Genomic DNA, 13,986 nt, shown 5'->3' with positions numbered 1-13,986 from the left:
TGTTCAGGACCCGGAAACAGACCGTTCGCAGCTAGTGCAACGGCCCGCGCGGCTCACAGCACCCGCACCCGCGGGCGCCTATAGGCCGCCGCAGGCGCGATCATCAGCTCGTGCAGCGCCCAGACCAGCGCGTCCACCCGGTCGGGCGATCCCTGCCCCTCGTAGCCGCGCGCAGTCATCTGGCCCATCTGCTCTTCCAGCGCGGTCAGCCCTGGCACATGGCGCACCCGCCCCTGTTCATAAAGCGCGGCCACCGGCTCGGCCCGCGCCACCTTGCCCCGTGCCGCGTGCACCGCCTTGAAGGGCACCAGCGGATCCACCTGGCGCAGCACCTCCTCGACCAGCTGGCCGCCCTGATTGACCTCGGCCACCAGCCGCTCGGCGCCGAATGCATCCATCGCGGCAATTGCCGCCTTGGCCCAGGTGGTCGGCCCGGCGCCCTGCACCGTGCGATCCGCCAATACCCAGGCGCGCCAATCCTGTGGCGGCCCCTGCATCTGTGCACCCACAACCACGATACCGCAGGCATCACCACTGGCCCCTCCGCTGACCGACGGGTCCAGCGCCACCACCACCCGATCGAGTTCGGGCACAGTCGAGGAGCGCGCCCGGTCCAGCATCTCGGCCGTCCACAGCGCCCCCTCGGCATCGGCCAGCAACACCCCATCCAGCTCCTGACGCCCCAGCCGCGTGCCCGCATAGCGCGCCCGCACCTCCTCCAGAAAGCTCTCGGCCAGATTGGCCCGGTTCGCCTCGGTCGGCGCATGGGTCTGCACCGTGCTGGGCGCGGCCAGCAGATCCTTCAGCGGCTTCACATTGCGCGGCGTTGTGGTCACGCAAACCTGTGGCCGTTCCCCCAACCGCAGCGCGAATTGCAGCATGTCCCAGGTCTCGCCCGCCTTTTTCCACTTGGCCAGCTCATCCACCCAGGCCGCGTCGAATTGCGGCCCGCGCAGCCCCTCGGGATCCTGCGCCGAAAAGGCCTGCGCCTCGGCGCCATTGGGCCAGATCAGCTTGCGTTCGCTGGCCTTCCAACTGGGGCGGCGGTCGGGCGGCGAACAGGCCAGGATACCGCTGTCGCCAAACACCATCACATCGCGCACCTGGTCATAGGTCTCGCCCACCAGTGCCACCCGCCGCGCGCGCCCCCCATCCAGCGGCCGCGATCCCTCGACCCGGGCACGCACCCATTCGGCGCCTGCACGGGTCTTACCCGCGCCGCGCCCGCCCAGGATCACCCAGGCCCGCCAATCGCCCTCGGGCGGCAATTGATGCGGCAATGCCCAGAACTCGAACAGAAAAGGGAGGGCGCATAGCCCTCCCTCCCCGATTTCACTCAGAAACCGCTCCCTCTCGGCAACACTTGCGCAGGCGAGCAAGGCGGCACCCGATCTCAGATCGGGCGCGGTCAAGGTCCAGGGCATATCCGCCCTGGGCAATGCCTGCTTCTCGTCGGACTTGTTCGGCAAAACTGGCCTCCACTTTCTGACATTCGCGGATCAGGCTGGCCGCCTGACCCATCTGCTTGCCATATCCGGCAAGATCACCATCCTCCCCGGCTCGGATCCGTTTCTGCAGGTCTTCCGCCGCATTGCGCAGATCGCGAATGGAATTTTCCAACGACTGAAGCAGTTCAGCCGTCCGGGAAATCCGCTCCTCCGGGGTAATCAAAGTCATGTGTGCTCGTGACCTCATGCGAGAGTGATCTCCGCACGAGAGAGACGAAAAAACGGCCACCGGGGTCACCCCCGGGGCCGTTCGCGCATCTCTTCTAGCATGACACAACCTATACACGAAACCGTGCGCTGAGTCAAGGTGTTCGCGCAACAGCGCAACAGGCAACGCACGGGAATCGTTAACAAAACCTTATCCGGGCCGAGACCGGACCCGAAATGGGGTTTTCACCCACCACAACCACCGCCATATCACGGATATGCGCACCGATCTTGACCATTTCGAAACCGTCGCCCGCCAGACAGTCGACACGATGCCACCGGCCTTTCGCAGCCATGCGCAGGCGGTGCTGCTACGGGTGGCGGACTGGCCGGATGCCGACATGCTCGATGCGCTTGGCATGGACGATCCGCTTGAATTGACCGGCCTCTACGAGGGTATTCCCATGACCGAGAAATCGGTTGGCGATTTCGCTGCTCCTCCCGATACGGTCTGGCTGTTCCGGGAACCGATCCTGGACGAGTGGCGCGCACGCGGCGATATCGCACTGGACATGCTGATTGCCCATGTGGTGGTGCATGAATTCGCGCATCATTTCGGGTGGTCAGACGAGGATATCGCCACCATCGACTCCTGGTGGCTCTGAGCGCCCTACTCTTCGACCAAAGACAAGAACCAAACGCCCGGACCTGTGGGCCCAGGCGCGGTGGTCAATTGCCCTGTTGCTGGGCCTCGATCTCGCGCCATTTGGCGACGTTGCGGTTATGCTCTTCCAACGTCTCGGCAAAGGCGTGTCCACCACTGCCATCGGCAACGAAAAAGACATAATCGGTGGTGTCGGGATTGACCGCAGCCTCCAGGCTGGCCAGTCCGGGATTGGCAATCGGTGTCGGCGGCAATCCTTCGATCACATAAGTATTCCAAGGCGTTACGCCGCGAAGCTCGCTTTGACGCAACCCCCGGCCCAGCACCCCTCTACCCTTGGTGATGCCATAGATCACGGTCGGGTCCGTCTGTAGGCGCATGCCCCGGTCCAGGCGGTTGACAAACACGCTGGCCACCTGGCGGCGCTCTTCAGGCACGCCGGTTTCCTTCTCGATGATCGAGGCCAGGATCAGCATCTCCTCGCGGCTTTGCAGCGGCAGGCCCTCGACGCGCGCCTCCCAGGCGGCATTGATCCGCAGATCCTGCTTCTCCTGCATCTGGGCCAACAGCGCGGCGCGCTCCATCCCCACCGTCACGTCATAGCTGTCTGGGGCCAGCAGCCCCTCGCGCGGCAGCTCGTCCACCTCACCCGCCAGCACGTCCCAGGCCTTCAGCCCCTCGACCACCTGCCAGCTGGTCACACCCTCGGCCATGGCCAGCCGGTACCGGGTGTCGCGCTCGGCGCGTTTCTCGGCATAGACCGCGGGCGCCTCGCCCTCGCTGGGGTCGAATTCTACCAGTTCCACGAATTGCTCTGTCGCCGGGTCCAGTTCGCGCACTTCCAGCAGCAAGCGGTTGACGCCGATGCGATAGACGATCTCGGTGCCACAGCTGCTGGCGCCGCCACGGGTGATCTGGTCGATGATCTCCTCCATCGAGGCACCTTCCTTGACCAGATAGCTGCCCGCCTTCAGCTGTGTCGCCTTTTCGGAGTAGCGCGCACTGATACGGAACATGGCGCCACTGCTGACCGCGCCCGAGGCCTCAAGATCGCGGCTGACGCGGGTCATGTTCGACCCACTCTTGACCTGAAGACAGATCGCCTCTTCCAGCGGGCCCTGCGCGGTATATTGCGACTTGCCCCACAGGATCACACCGGCCAGCAGGAACAGGCCAACCGCCAGAACGGTCAGCATGTTCGAGGCAAGAGCCCGCCACATCAGTCGGCCTTTCCGAAGATCACGCTTGCATTGGTGCCGCCAAAGCCAAAGGAATTCGACAGCGCCACGTCGATCTTGCGCGCCCGCTTGGCATTGGGCGCCAGATCAACCGGGGTGTCCACCGCGGGATTGTCCAGGTTGATGGTGGGCGGCGCCACCTGATCGCGGATCGCCAGGATCGAAAAGATCGCCTCGATCGCACCAGCGGCGCCCAAGAGGTGCCCGGTGGCCGACTTGGTCGAGGACATGGTGACATTGGCCGCATGGTTGCCCAACAACCGCTCGACCGCGCCCAGCTCGATCGTGTCCGCCATGGTCGAGGTGCCATGGGCGTTGATGTAATCCAGATCCGACGGCTCCAGCCCGGCACTGCGCAGCGCGGCGCGCATCGAGCGTTCCGCCCCATCGCCCGTCTCGGACGGCGCAGTGATGTGATAGGCATCGCCCGACATGCCATAACCCAGCACCTCGGCATAGATCTTCGCACCGCGCGCCTTGGCGTGCTCGTAATCCTCCAGCACCACGATGCCGGCGCCCTCACCCATCACGAACCCGTCGCGATCAATGTCATAGGGGCGGCTGGCGGCCTTGGGGTTGTCGGCATATTTGGTCGACAGCGCCTTGCAGGCGTTGAACCCGGCAATACCGATCTCACAGATACAGGCCTCGCCACCGCCGGCGATCATCACATCCGCGTCACCGGCCCGGATGATCCGGCTGGCATCGCCAATGGCATGCGCGCCGGTCGAACAGGCAGTCACCACCGAGTGGTTCGGCCCCTTGAACCCGTGGCGGATCGACACCTGACCCGAGGCCAGGTTGATCAGCGCGCCGGGGATAAAGAAGGGCGACACCCGGCGGGGGCCCTTCTCCTTGATCAGGTTGGCGGTATCGGCGATCGAGCCCAGACCGCCGATGCCCGACCCGATCAGAACGCCGGTGCGCAGCCGGTCCTCTTCGTCCTCGGGCAGCCAATTGGCGTCTTTACAGGCCATTTCGGCGGCAGCGATGGAATAAAGGATGAAATCCTCGATCTTGCGCTGCTCTTTCGGCGGCATCCAGTCATCGGGGTTGAAGGTGCCATTGCTGCCATCGCCGCGCGGGACCTCGCAGGCATAGGTCGTGGTGACGCCCGATGCCACCGCATCGAACCGCGTAATGGGCCCGGCACCCGAATGCCCCTCGAGCAGGCGGGACCATGTTTCCTCGACCCCGCTGGCCAAAGGAGTGATCAGTCCCAGTCCGGTTACAACGACTCTGCGCATGAATTGCCTCTTGCCTTCTTGGTGTTCGAGAACCGCTCTTACCCTGCCCGGCCCCATATGGGCAAGAGCAAGGGTGCAGGCAAGGCCGGCGGAGCCTTGCCTGCCGCTCTCGATATCCCGATGGGCCGCCCGGACCTCTTGAAACCGCCTTACTGGAACTGCGCGACCCGCTCGTGCGCGCCGGCAGCCAGTTTCAGCGCCTCGTCCAAAGACAGGGTCTTGCGGAACAACGCCCGTCCCACCAGCGCGCCTGCGATATTGGGCATATAGGCCAGCCGCGAGATATCGTCGGCGGCCCGCACGACGCCGCTGGCGATGATCGGGGTACGCGCATGGGCGGCCAGGCCCGAGATCAGACCCAGCTTGGCCTCGACCTCTTCAACATCGCTGTCGATATCGGTGACCACGATTGCGGCAAACGGCGTGTCGCTGAACGCGTCGATAAACGCCTCGGGCGTATAGGCGCTCTGGCTGCGCCAGCCATCGGTCATCACATAGCCCTGCCAGACATCGACGCTCAGCACGATCTGGTCAGGGTGCCGCTTGGCCAGTTCCTTGACCAGCGCGGGGTCGCGCGCCGCAAGTGTGCCCACGACAATGCGCCCGGCGCCCTTGTCGATCCAATGCTCGATCCGCTCGCGGGTGCGCATGCCGCCCGCCAGTTGCACCGGGATCTCGGCCTTGCGGATGATCTGCTCGACCAGTTCCGCATTGCCGTCACCGCCCTCGACCGCGTCCAGATCGGTCAAGTGCATCCATTCGGCACCGGTGGATGCCCAGCCGGAAACCGTTTCAAACGGGTCCACATGCCACAGCATGGGCGCATCCAGCCGCCCCCTTTCCAGGGTCACGCACCGTCCGTTCTGCAATTCCATCGTCGGGTAGATGATCATGGCCGCTCCTCCGCTGAAACATGTCAAGGCGCATCTATTGCAGCATAAGGCGGGGCGCTCTTAGCTGAAAGCGGAGTGTCGGATCTCGATTGCGTCACCGTTGTCCGGGCGGCCCGTCGCGCCGCATCAGCGTCACTGTGCGGCCGCCGAACTCGGCATCGCGCATGGGCCGATATCCCAGCGATTGCGCCAACCCAAGCGAGGGCGTGTTGTCCGGCGCGATCATCGCCACCAGGCGGCCAGGAATCACCCGGTCGAACCAGTCATGCGCCGCCGTCGCGGCCTCGCGCCCCAGACCCTGGCCCTGCGCCTCGGGGGCCAGTACCCAGCCCGCCTCGGGATAAGCGTCGAAATCGGGACCCATGTCGCGGCCGCTGTAGAAGAACCCGGCCTGGCCCACCAGGCGGCGGGTCTTCTGCATCACCACGCCCCATTGGCCAAAGCCGGTCATGTGCCAATGGCCTTCGTTACGCAGGAAAGCGTCCCAGCACTCGCCCCGGCTGCGGGGCTTGCCGCCGATATGGCGCACCACTTGTTCGTCCGCCCAAATCTCGGCATAGCGGTCGAAATCCTCGGATCGCATCCCAGCCAGCCGCAGACGTCCGGTATTCAAAATCGGTATGGATCGGATCATTTCGCGCCCGTCCTGTCTCTGCCTCAACCCCAAGGTGCAAAGCAAAGAGACATTTGGCAACTGGAATCGGACGCGCGCAAGAAAAAAGGCGCCCCCCCGGCGGGAAGGCGCCTTATTGACCTTTCAGGTCTCAGTCGAAGCTCAGGAAGCTTCGCTGATGAACTTGACGGCGTCGCCGAAGGTCTGGATGGTCTCGGCCGCGTCGTCCGGGATTTCGATGCCGAACTCTTCTTCGAAGGCCATGACCAGCTCGACGGTGTCGAGGCTGTCGGCGCCCAGGTCGTCAATGAACGAGGCATTCTCGGTCACTTTGTCTTCTTCGACACCCAGGTGCTCCACAACGATCTTCTTAACGCGATCTGCGACGTCGCTCATGTCAGTTCCTCATTCCTACGGGGCCGCTGGCCCATTTCTGCCCTTGCCCGCTCGGGGTGGCTTGGTTTTGCCCGGTCCGGGCGGTTCAGGTTCCGGGGTGTCCCGGTAAAGCAGAAGGCCGACCCCATCGTCTGGCCTTCCTCAGGATGCGCCGCCTATAACACAGACGCGCGCGTTGGCAAACGCTTTCGCATTTGGCCACCGCGCCGCTCACAACATGGCCATACCGCCATTCACATGCAAGGTGGAGCCGGTCACATAAGCGGCCTCGGGACTGGCAAGATACAGGACCGCCGCCGCGATTTCCTCGGGCGAGCCCATGCGCCCGGCGGGAACCTGCGCCAACAGGCCGGATTTCTGATCGTCCGTCAGCTTGTCGGTCATCGCCGTGGTGATAAAGCCCGGCGCCACGGCGTTGACGGTGATTCCCCGGCTGGCAACCTCATAGGCCAGCGATTTGGACATGCCGATGACCCCGGCCTTGGAGGCGGCATAGTTGCCCTGTCCGGGGTTGCCGATGGCGCCCACCACCGACGAGATGTTCACGATCCGGCCCCAGCGCGCCTTCATCATGCCGCGCAGCACGCCCTTGCACAGTTTCATGGTGGCGGTGAGGTTCACGTCGATCACGCTCTGCCATTCGTCATCCGACATACGCATGAACAGGTTATCGCGGGTGATCCCTGCATTGTTCACCAGGATATCGACCGAACCCAGCACTTCGGCGGCCTGTTTCGGCAATGCCTCGACCGCGGCCATGTCGCTCAGATTGCAGGTCAGCACATGGGCGCGCTCGCCCAACTCATCGGCCAGCGCCTGGAGCGGCTCGATCCGGGTGCCCGACAGCACGACCGAGGCACCGGCTGCATGCAGCGCACGCGCGATCGCGCCGCCGATACCACCCGAAGCGCCGGTAATCAGGGCATTCTTTCCGGTCAGATCAAACATGGTCATATTCCTCTTATCCCCGACCTGACAGATCGGGCCTTGCAAATTTAGGTGGGTTCAGGCGTCGCCAGCAAGGATTTTTTGCACATCTTCCGGTGTGCCCGCGGGTTTGCAGGCGATGTCGCGGTTGATCTTGCGCACCATGCCTGACAGCGCCTTGCCCGCACCGATCTCCCAGATCTCGGTCACGCCCTGCGCGGCCATGTATTCGACGCTTTCCCGCCAGCGAACAGACCCCGTGACCTGCTCGACCAGCAGTTGCCGGATCAGGTCGGGATCGCTCACAGCCTCGGCGCGCACATTGGCCACCAGCGGCACCGCGGGGGCCTGGATCGCGACCCCGGCCAGCGCCTCGGCCATGGCATCGGCGGCGGGCTGCATCAGGGCACAGTGGAACGGAGCGCTGACCGGCAGCATGACGGCGCGTTTGGCACCTTTCGCCTTGGCGATCTCGGCGGCGCGTTCCACCGCCGCCTTGGCGCCCGAGACCACCACCTGGGTGGGATCGTTGTCATTGGCGGCCTGGCAGACCTCGCCCTGTGCCGCCTCAGCGGCAACCTCGCGCACCGCGGCCAGATCGAGCCCCAGAATCGCCGCCATCGCGCCCTGCCCGACCGGAACCGCGCTCTGCATCGCTTGCCCTCGGGTGCGCAGCAACCGGGCGGTATCGCCGACGCTCAGCGCCCCGGCAGCGGCCAGAGCCGAATACTCGCCCAGCGAGTGGCCGGCGACAAAGGCCGCCTGGGTTATGGCTACACCCTCGGCCTCGAGCGCGCGCATCGCCGCCATCGAGGTCGCCATCAGCGCCGGTTGCGCATTCTGCGTCAGCGTCAGGGTCTCGATATCGCCTTCCCAGATCAGCGCGCTCAGCTGCTCGCCCAGTGCGGCGTCGACCTCGTCGAACACGGCCTGCGCGGCCGGATAGGCCTCGGCCAGTGCCTTGCCCATGCCGATGGTCTGGGCGCCCTGCCCGGGAAACACGAATGCGGTCGTCATCTCTGTCCCTTCGCTTTCTGCAACGTTAACGCCGGGTGTAGCCGCCCCGCCCGCGCCACACAAGCTCTGCATCCCGACACGGGAGCTGTGCGAAGGCGCATATTGTACACCGGCGACACAGACAGCAGGTTGCGGACATCCAAGACCATTCGGAGAGCGCGATGACCCTGACCAACACCCTAACAAGCTATGGTGGCGTGGCCAAAAGCCTCCACTGGCTGACCGCGCTTTTGATCCTGACCCTGCTGCCACTGGGCTGGATCGCCGATCAGGCGGCAGAACGGGCCACAGCCGGGGGCGCCGGCGCCGAAGAGATCGCGCGCGCCGCCTGGCTGTTCTCGGCGCACAAGACATTGGGGATCGCGCTGTTCGGGGTCGCCTTGCTGCGCATCCTCTGGGCACTGACCCAGAAACGCCCCGGCCTGCTGAACGCCGACCACCGGGCCGAGGCGCTGGCAGCCGAAACCGTGCACTGGCTGCTCTATGGCGCGCTGGTGCTGGTGCCGCTCAGCGGCTGGATCCACCATGCCGCGACCGAAGGCTTTGCCCCGATCTGGTGGCCTTTTGGCCAGTCCCTGCCGATGGTGCCCAAAAGCGCCGCCCTGGCGGAGCTCACCGCAGTGCTGCACCGCGCCTTTCTGCTGGTGCTGCTGGGCGCGTTGGGACTGCATGTGGCGGGGGCACTGAAACACCACCTGATCGACCGCGATGCAACCCTGCGGCGGATGCTGCCGGGCCGGATCGACCTGCCCACGCCGCCCAAACAGGCCCACAGCGCCACGCCGCTGCTGCTGGCGCTGATGGTTTGGCTGGGCGCGCTTGGCGCGGGTACATGGGTGAACAGTCAATCAACCCCGCACGCACCATCAGGGTTGCAAAGCGCGGCCTTACAGGCGGTTGCGTCCGACTGGCAGGTGAGCGAAGGCACGCTGGCGATCTCCGTCACCCAGCTGGGCAGCGCGGTCAGCGGCAGCTTTGCCGACTGGACCGCCGCCATCCAGTATGATCCGCGCGAGACACCCGGCCCGGCAGGCGAGGTCACCGTCACCATCGCCATCCCCTCGCTGGCGCTGGGATCGGTCACCGCACAGGCGATGGGGGCCGATTTCTTCGACGCCGCACAGTTTCCCACAGCCGATTTCACCGCCACACTGCACCGTACCGAAACCGGCCACGAGGCGCGGGGCATGCTGAACCTGCGCGGTGCCAGCGTCCCGGTCACCCTGCCCTTTGACCTGGAACTTGACGGCGATACCGCCCGGATGCGCGGTACCGTCACCCTTGACCGCCGCGATTTCGGGATCGGCGCCAACATGCCGGATGAAAGCTCGCTGAAATTTCCGGTCACGGTCGATGTCTCCCTGACCGCCTCACGCTGAGCCGCACATGCAAAAGGCCGGGTCCCGAGGGGCCCGGCCTTTTGCAATAAACGGTGCAACACCGGGCCGAACGCATTATCGGCGAAGCGCGATATCCAAAAGTGACGCTCGAAGATATCTTCGGGCCTTGTCTGTGAAGGATGGCGGCAATGCAGCACAAACCTGCCATTGGGCAGCACAGTTCCTTTAGCTGAGATCACCGCTTCGTTTGTTGGCGCAGTCGATCCAGTCAGAGGCGAAGTCAACTAGAGATCGAAAATCGCATACCTTGCATTCGGCACCTCCGAATTTTCCGAAAGAAACAGCGCCGGTCTTTTCGAACGCCTCACCAATTGCCGGAAACAGCCGGTTCATATCATCTGCTACGTCGGGTGTTTCGATCCATGTTCCGTTGGGGCCACCATTCTTGAAGCGCCGCGTCTTGGTCCGCTTGTGTTGTGCAAAGCTCTCGGCTGTGTGAAGGGCTGAGCATCGGTTCCAGCCGACCCCGATCAGCAAGATCTTCATGGCATGGCGATCACGGAGCTTCCCAAGGGGCGTTTTCTCTCCCGTTGCCCACGCGAGGCTGTGCTCTTTGAGAAAGTCATTTGCTTTCTCGCCATTGAGGCAGATCGATACAGCCGGGTGCTCGCTGCGCTGAGTTCCCGGCCTGGTTCTGAAAGTCTCCGCAATGATACCCATGCCAGACGTTGGGGATTTCGCGACATCGAAACCGGGAACGGCATCTTCTATTTCAGAAATCTGGTCTTGGGTTAAGCGGGACTTATCAATTTCAGCAGGAAAGTAGGCGTCGGAAGAGAACCCCGGCATTCCTACAAGACCTGTTCCACCTACCGCTCTCAGAAGGCTTTCAACAATTGTCCGGGCACCGCCCACGGTAACGCCTACGGCAGTCATCGAGCCATGTACAAAAAGCCCATCTCCCGCGTGAACACCGAGCGAGAAAAGATCATGGTGAAGGCTTGTCTGAGTATGAAATACGGCAACCATACGCCTGACTATCACCATTTCTGCGGATGCAACATCCGGTAAAGTGGGCTCGAAGCTGCCAGTGCGCTTCGAGCCCTCACACTTTTCACATGCGCACTTTTTGCAAAGGGCTGGCCGACGGGCCCGGCCTTTCCGTGTCTCGGTGACAGAGGCCTTACTCGGCCTTCATGGCCTCGATCGAAATGCGAACCTCGACTTCGTCGCTGACATAAGGTGCAAACATGCCCAGGTTGAAATCGGAGCGCACCACGGTGGTGGTGGCATCGAACCCGGCCCAGGGCTTGTTTGCCATCGGGTGATCGCCCATCTGGTTCAGCACCGCGTCCAGCACCACCGACTTGGTCACGCCGTTCATGGTCAGGTCGCCGGTGATCTTGGCGGTGTTGTCTCCGGTCACTTCGATGCCGGTCGAGACAAAGGTGATCATGTCCCCTTCCTTGGCACCAAAGAAATCACCCGAGAAGAAGTGATCTTCGCGTGCTTCCCAGCCAGAGAACATCGACAGGACCGGCATCGAAACGGTCACCGAAGAGGCGGCCGGGTCTTCCTTGTCGAACAGGATCTCGCCCTCGAAGCCCGAGAACATGCCGGTGGTGGTGGAATAGCCCAGGTGGTTGTAGCTGAATACGACCTGGCTGTGGCTGGCATCCAGCAGGTATGTCTCGGGCGCGGCGGTGGCGGCGCCGGCGAGGCCGGCCAGGATCAGCGCTGCGGCAAGGCGGGTGGTCTTCATTCTGTCGCTCCATGTCTTGTCTTGTGGGTTCAGGCGGACGGTTGTCCTTGCCTTGGCCCAGACATGGGGCAAGCGGGTTGTGCGGGCAATCTGACAGAACTCCACAGAGTCTGTGGAGGAATGAACAGTGGCGGATGTCAGGCCGAAATGGTCACGAATCCGCTCAGCTGGCTGCGCAGGGCCTGGCGGATATCGGCCGAAGGGATCGGCAGGCGCATCAGGATCGACCCGTCCACGTCGCAGATCTCCAGGTAGTGCTCGTTGAACCGGGCCGCGCCCAGGCTGTCATAGCTGCGGCGCAGGATGGTCTGGGGACGGCCGCGATTGTTCTTTTGCAGCACCCGAACCTCGCGCCGGATCGGATCGAAATAGGCGTCGGGCTGGTTGTCCTGGTGATGGATCATCAAAAGCGCCAGACCGCACAGGAAGAAGAACAGCGACACGCCCAGCTTCATCAGCGCCGCATCCGCGTCAACGCCCGATCCTGGCAGCAGCCACATGGCGGCGGCCCCGATCACCAGCGCGGTACCAACCACCCGAAAGATCACGGTGCGCAGCGGCCAGTTCGGGGCGAAAGTGATCATCAACGGCACCGTCTCTTCGAAAGACGGAAGCGGCATCCGGTTGCGAAGCGTCTGTTGCTGTGCCACATGCATGTCAGGTCGCGCTCCCTGCGCCAAGTTTATCGCCGGGTTGTGTCCGGCAGGGTTAACGATTGATAAACATTGCGACGGGAATGCGGCAGTCTCTGGGTAATTGAGCGGCATGACCCCAGACACAACCCAGAAGTGCGGCGCCGCCAAACCCCTTGCCCCCGGCGCGCAGGCGTGTATATGGGGCCATCCTTTCACAGAATTCGTGAACCGCGCAGTCTCTCGTGGCAGGGCCGTGAAAGGATCAAGGGCCCCGCCTATGAAATGCGCCTAGATAGAAAACAGGAGATCGCATGCCTCTCTACGAGCATGTCATGATTGCGCGTCAGGACCTGTCCAACACGCAAGCCGAAGGCCTCATCGAACATTTCGGTGCCGTACTCAGCGACAATGGCGGCAGCCTGGTCGACCACGAGTACTGGGGCGTCAAGACGATGGCCTACAAGATCAACAAGAACCGCAAGGGCCACTATGCCTTTCTGCGCACCGACGCGCCCGCGTCCGCCGTGCAGGAAATGGAACGCCTGATGCGCCTGCATGACGACGTGATGCGCGTTCTGACCATCAAGGTCGACGAGCACGCCGAAGGACCCTCGGTCCAGATGCAGAAGCGCGACGAGCGCGACAGCCGCCGCGAACGCCGCTAAGCCCGCATTAGGAAAGGACATCAAGTTATGGCCGCTAAACCGTTTTTCCGCCGTCGCAAGGTGTGCCCCTTCTCGGGCGACAACGCACCCAAGATCGACTACAAGGACACCAAGCTGCTGCAGCGCTATATCAGCGAACGCGGCAAGATCGTGCCCTCGCGCATCACCGCCGTCTCGGCCAAGAAGCAGCGCGAACTGGCCCGTGCCATCAAGCGCGCGCGCTTCCTCGCCCTGCTGCCCTACGCCGTGAAGTAAGGAGATAGGCACATGCAAGTTATCCTTCTCGAACGCGTGGCGAAGCTGGGCCAGATGGGCGACGTCGTCGACGTCAAGCCGGGCTACGCTCGCAACTTCCTGCTGCCGCAGAGCAAGGCGCTGGTCGCATCGGATGCAAATATCGCCCAGTTCGAAGCGCAGAAAGCCCAGCTCGAAGCGCGCAACCTGGAGACCAAGCAGGAAGCCGAGGCCCTGGCCGAAAAGCTCGACGGTCAGCAGTTCATCGTGATTCGCTCGGCATCGGATGCCGGCGCGCTCTATGGCTCGGTCACTCCGCGTGACGCCGCAGACGCCGCCACCGAGGCAGGCTTCTCGGTCGACAAGAAACAGATTGCCCTGATCGCTCCGATCAAGGAACTGGGTCTGCACAGCGTCACTGTCCGCCTGCACCCCGAGGTCGAAGTCGCGATCAACCTGAACGTTGCCCGCTCGCCCGAAGAGGCCGAACTGCAGGCATCTGGCAAGTCGATCCAGGAACTGGCCGCCGAGGAAGAGGCCGCCGCTGAATTCGAGATCGCCGAACTGTTCGACGATATCGGCAGCGCCGCCTCGGACGACGACGATCAGGCCCCTGCCGCCAGCGACGAAACCGCCTGACCGGTTTCCCACAGGATACAAGATTGAAAGGCCGCGCCGATGTGCGGCCTTTCTTCTTTTA

General features: G+C 63.6%; 17 protein-coding genes. 5 read left to right on the top strand and 12 right to left on the bottom strand.

The window, feature by feature from the left end; genetic code table 11:
• Positions 1-53: 53 nt before the first annotated feature.
• On the bottom strand, positions 54-1,424 hold the full coding sequence (locus AC2FNY_RS00280; protein ID WP_496801283.1) for a DNA-packaging protein: 1,371 nt from the start codon (positions 1,422-1,424) through the stop codon (positions 54-56).
• Positions 1,333-1,677 carry a hypothetical protein gene (locus AC2FNY_RS00275; protein ID WP_044028337.1) on the bottom strand — a complete coding sequence of 115 codons (345 nt, stop codon included), beginning with the start codon at positions 1,675-1,677 and terminating at the stop codon, positions 1,333-1,335. Before AC2FNY_RS00275 ends, AC2FNY_RS00280 begins: the two co-directional genes overlap by 92 nt.
• A gap of 256 nt (positions 1,678-1,933) precedes the next feature.
• On the opposite strand from AC2FNY_RS00275, the gene AC2FNY_RS00270 reads away from it, so the two are divergent.
• Positions 1,934-2,320: a metallopeptidase family protein gene (locus tag AC2FNY_RS00270; RefSeq protein ID WP_496801282.1), complete on the top strand. Its 387-nt coding sequence runs from the start codon at positions 1,934-1,936 to the stop codon at positions 2,318-2,320.
• Positions 2,321-2,384: 64 nt separating this feature from the next.
• Here the strand turns inward: AC2FNY_RS00270 and mltG are convergent, their stop codons facing one another.
• From mltG to fabD, 7 genes are all read right to left on the bottom strand, one after another.
• Entirely contained in the window at positions 2,385-3,539 is a 1,155-nt protein-coding gene (gene mltG / locus AC2FNY_RS00265; protein WP_496801281.1) for an endolytic transglycosylase MltG, read from the bottom strand.
• A complete protein-coding gene (fabF, locus tag AC2FNY_RS00260; RefSeq protein ID WP_234183336.1) occupies positions 3,539-4,804 on the bottom strand; it encodes a beta-ketoacyl-ACP synthase II in 1,266 nt (421 codons plus the stop codon). The genes mltG and fabF overlap by 1 nt, the downstream gene beginning before the upstream one ends.
• 149 nt (positions 4,805-4,953) lie before the next feature.
• Positions 4,954-5,697 carry a 1-(5-phosphoribosyl)-5-[(5-phosphoribosylamino)methylideneamino] imidazole-4-carboxamide isomerase gene (locus tag AC2FNY_RS00255; protein WP_496801280.1) on the bottom strand — a complete coding sequence of 248 codons (744 nt, stop codon included), beginning with the start codon at positions 5,695-5,697 and terminating at the stop codon, positions 4,954-4,956.
• A gap of 94 nt (positions 5,698-5,791) precedes the next feature.
• Complete coding sequence (locus AC2FNY_RS00250) at positions 5,792-6,331, bottom strand: GNAT family N-acetyltransferase (RefSeq protein ID WP_234136999.1); 540 nt, start codon at positions 6,329-6,331, stop codon at positions 5,792-5,794.
• A gap of 141 nt (positions 6,332-6,472) precedes the next feature.
• Positions 6,473-6,706 (bottom strand): acyl carrier protein, encoded by a 234-nt coding sequence (locus AC2FNY_RS00245; RefSeq protein WP_005982462.1) that lies wholly within the window; start codon positions 6,704-6,706, stop codon positions 6,473-6,475.
• A 210-nt stretch (positions 6,707-6,916) separates the two neighbouring features.
• A complete protein-coding gene (gene fabG / locus AC2FNY_RS00240) occupies positions 6,917-7,654 on the bottom strand; it encodes a 3-oxoacyl-ACP reductase FabG (protein ID WP_234137000.1) in 738 nt (245 codons plus the stop codon).
• Positions 7,655-7,711: 57 nt separating this feature from the next.
• The gene (gene fabD, locus AC2FNY_RS00235; protein ID WP_496801279.1) at positions 7,712-8,650 is read right to left on the bottom strand and encodes an ACP S-malonyltransferase; all 939 of its coding nucleotides are present in this window, start codon (positions 8,648-8,650) and stop codon (positions 7,712-7,714) included.
• Positions 8,651-8,811: 161 nt separating this feature from the next.
• Here fabD and AC2FNY_RS00230 point away from each other — a divergent pair, with 161 nt between their 5' ends.
• Positions 8,812-10,029, top strand: coding sequence for a cytochrome b/b6 domain-containing protein (locus AC2FNY_RS00230; RefSeq protein WP_496801278.1), 1,218 nt, complete (start codon positions 8,812-8,814; stop codon positions 10,027-10,029).
• Positions 10,030-10,215: 186 nt separating this feature from the next.
• Here the strand turns inward: AC2FNY_RS00230 and AC2FNY_RS00225 are convergent, their stop codons facing one another.
• The 3 genes from AC2FNY_RS00225 to AC2FNY_RS00215 form a co-directional block, all read right to left on the bottom strand.
• The gene (locus AC2FNY_RS00225; RefSeq protein ID WP_496801277.1) at positions 10,216-11,019 is read right to left on the bottom strand and encodes an AAC(3) family N-acetyltransferase; all 804 of its coding nucleotides are present in this window, start codon (positions 11,017-11,019) and stop codon (positions 10,216-10,218) included.
• A gap of 154 nt (positions 11,020-11,173) precedes the next feature.
• Positions 11,174-11,752 (bottom strand): YceI family protein, encoded by a 579-nt coding sequence (locus AC2FNY_RS00220; RefSeq protein WP_234166393.1) that lies wholly within the window; start codon positions 11,750-11,752, stop codon positions 11,174-11,176.
• A gap of 137 nt (positions 11,753-11,889) precedes the next feature.
• Positions 11,890-12,408: a hypothetical protein gene (locus tag AC2FNY_RS00215; RefSeq protein ID WP_234140726.1), complete on the bottom strand. Its 519-nt coding sequence runs from the start codon at positions 12,406-12,408 to the stop codon at positions 11,890-11,892.
• Between the two features lie 290 nt (positions 12,409-12,698).
• Between AC2FNY_RS00215 and rpsF the strand changes: the two genes are divergently transcribed.
• Genes rpsF through rplI form a run of 3 tightly spaced genes read left to right on the top strand, consistent with a single transcriptional unit; the run spans position 12,699 to position 13,925 of the window.
• Positions 12,699-13,052, top strand: a complete 354-nt coding sequence (gene rpsF / locus AC2FNY_RS00210) for a 30S ribosomal protein S6 (protein ID WP_011048000.1) — start codon at positions 12,699-12,701, stop codon at positions 13,050-13,052.
• Between the two features lie 27 nt (positions 13,053-13,079).
• On the top strand, positions 13,080-13,307 hold the full coding sequence (rpsR, locus tag AC2FNY_RS00205) for a 30S ribosomal protein S18 (RefSeq protein ID WP_008328567.1): 228 nt from the start codon (positions 13,080-13,082) through the stop codon (positions 13,305-13,307).
• Between the two features lie 12 nt (positions 13,308-13,319).
• Positions 13,320-13,925 carry a 50S ribosomal protein L9 gene (gene rplI, locus AC2FNY_RS00200; protein ID WP_234140725.1) on the top strand — a complete coding sequence of 202 codons (606 nt, stop codon included), beginning with the start codon at positions 13,320-13,322 and terminating at the stop codon, positions 13,923-13,925.
• Positions 13,926-13,986 lie beyond the last annotated feature (61 nt).

The organism is Ruegeria sp. BHSC223 (assembly GCF_059613025.1).
The sequence above is the reverse complement of the archived record's forward strand: the minus strand, read 5'-3'. Positions and strand labels throughout refer to the sequence as shown.

Bases quoted from the DNA above. Each gene is read 5' to 3' on its own strand.
- AC2FNY_RS00250 (WP_234136999.1), bottom strand. From the start codon at position 6,331: ATGATCCGATCCATACCGATTTTGAATACCGGACGTCTGCGGCTGGCT.
- AC2FNY_RS00245 (WP_005982462.1), bottom strand. From the start codon at position 6,706: ATGAGCGACGTCGCAGATCGCGTTAAGAAGATCGTTGTGGAGCACCTG.
- mltG (WP_496801281.1), bottom strand. From the start codon at position 3,539: ATGTGGCGGGCTCTTGCCTCGAACATGCTGACCGTTCTGGCGGTTGGC.
- AC2FNY_RS00225 (WP_496801277.1), bottom strand. From the start codon at position 11,019: ATGGTTGCCGTATTTCATACTCAGACAAGCCTTCACCATGATCTTTTC.
- AC2FNY_RS00220 (WP_234166393.1), bottom strand. From the start codon at position 11,752: ATGAAGACCACCCGCCTTGCCGCAGCGCTGATCCTGGCCGGCCTCGCC.
- fabF (WP_234183336.1), bottom strand. From the start codon at position 4,804: ATGCGCAGAGTCGTTGTAACCGGACTGGGACTGATCACTCCTTTGGCC.
- AC2FNY_RS00230 (WP_496801278.1), top strand. From the start codon at position 8,812: ATGACCCTGACCAACACCCTAACAAGCTATGGTGGCGTGGCCAAAAGC.
- AC2FNY_RS00255 (WP_496801280.1), bottom strand. From the start codon at position 5,697: ATGATCATCTACCCGACGATGGAATTGCAGAACGGACGGTGCGTGACC.
- AC2FNY_RS00275 (WP_044028337.1), bottom strand. From the start codon at position 1,677: ATGACTTTGATTACCCCGGAGGAGCGGATTTCCCGGACGGCTGAACTG.
- fabG (WP_234137000.1), bottom strand. From the start codon at position 7,654: ATGTTTGATCTGACCGGAAAGAATGCCCTGATTACCGGCGCTTCGGGT.
- AC2FNY_RS00215 (WP_234140726.1), bottom strand. From the start codon at position 12,408: ATGCATGTGGCACAGCAACAGACGCTTCGCAACCGGATGCCGCTTCCG.
- AC2FNY_RS00280 (WP_496801283.1), bottom strand. From the start codon at position 1,424: ATGCCCTGGACCTTGACCGCGCCCGATCTGAGATCGGGTGCCGCCTTG.
- rpsR (WP_008328567.1), top strand. From the start codon at position 13,080: ATGGCCGCTAAACCGTTTTTCCGCCGTCGCAAGGTGTGCCCCTTCTCG.
- rpsF (WP_011048000.1), top strand. From the start codon at position 12,699: ATGCCTCTCTACGAGCATGTCATGATTGCGCGTCAGGACCTGTCCAAC.
- rplI (WP_234140725.1), top strand. From the start codon at position 13,320: ATGCAAGTTATCCTTCTCGAACGCGTGGCGAAGCTGGGCCAGATGGGC.
- fabD (WP_496801279.1), bottom strand. From the start codon at position 8,650: ATGACGACCGCATTCGTGTTTCCCGGGCAGGGCGCCCAGACCATCGGC.
- AC2FNY_RS00270 (WP_496801282.1), top strand. From the start codon at position 1,934: ATGCGCACCGATCTTGACCATTTCGAAACCGTCGCCCGCCAGACAGTC.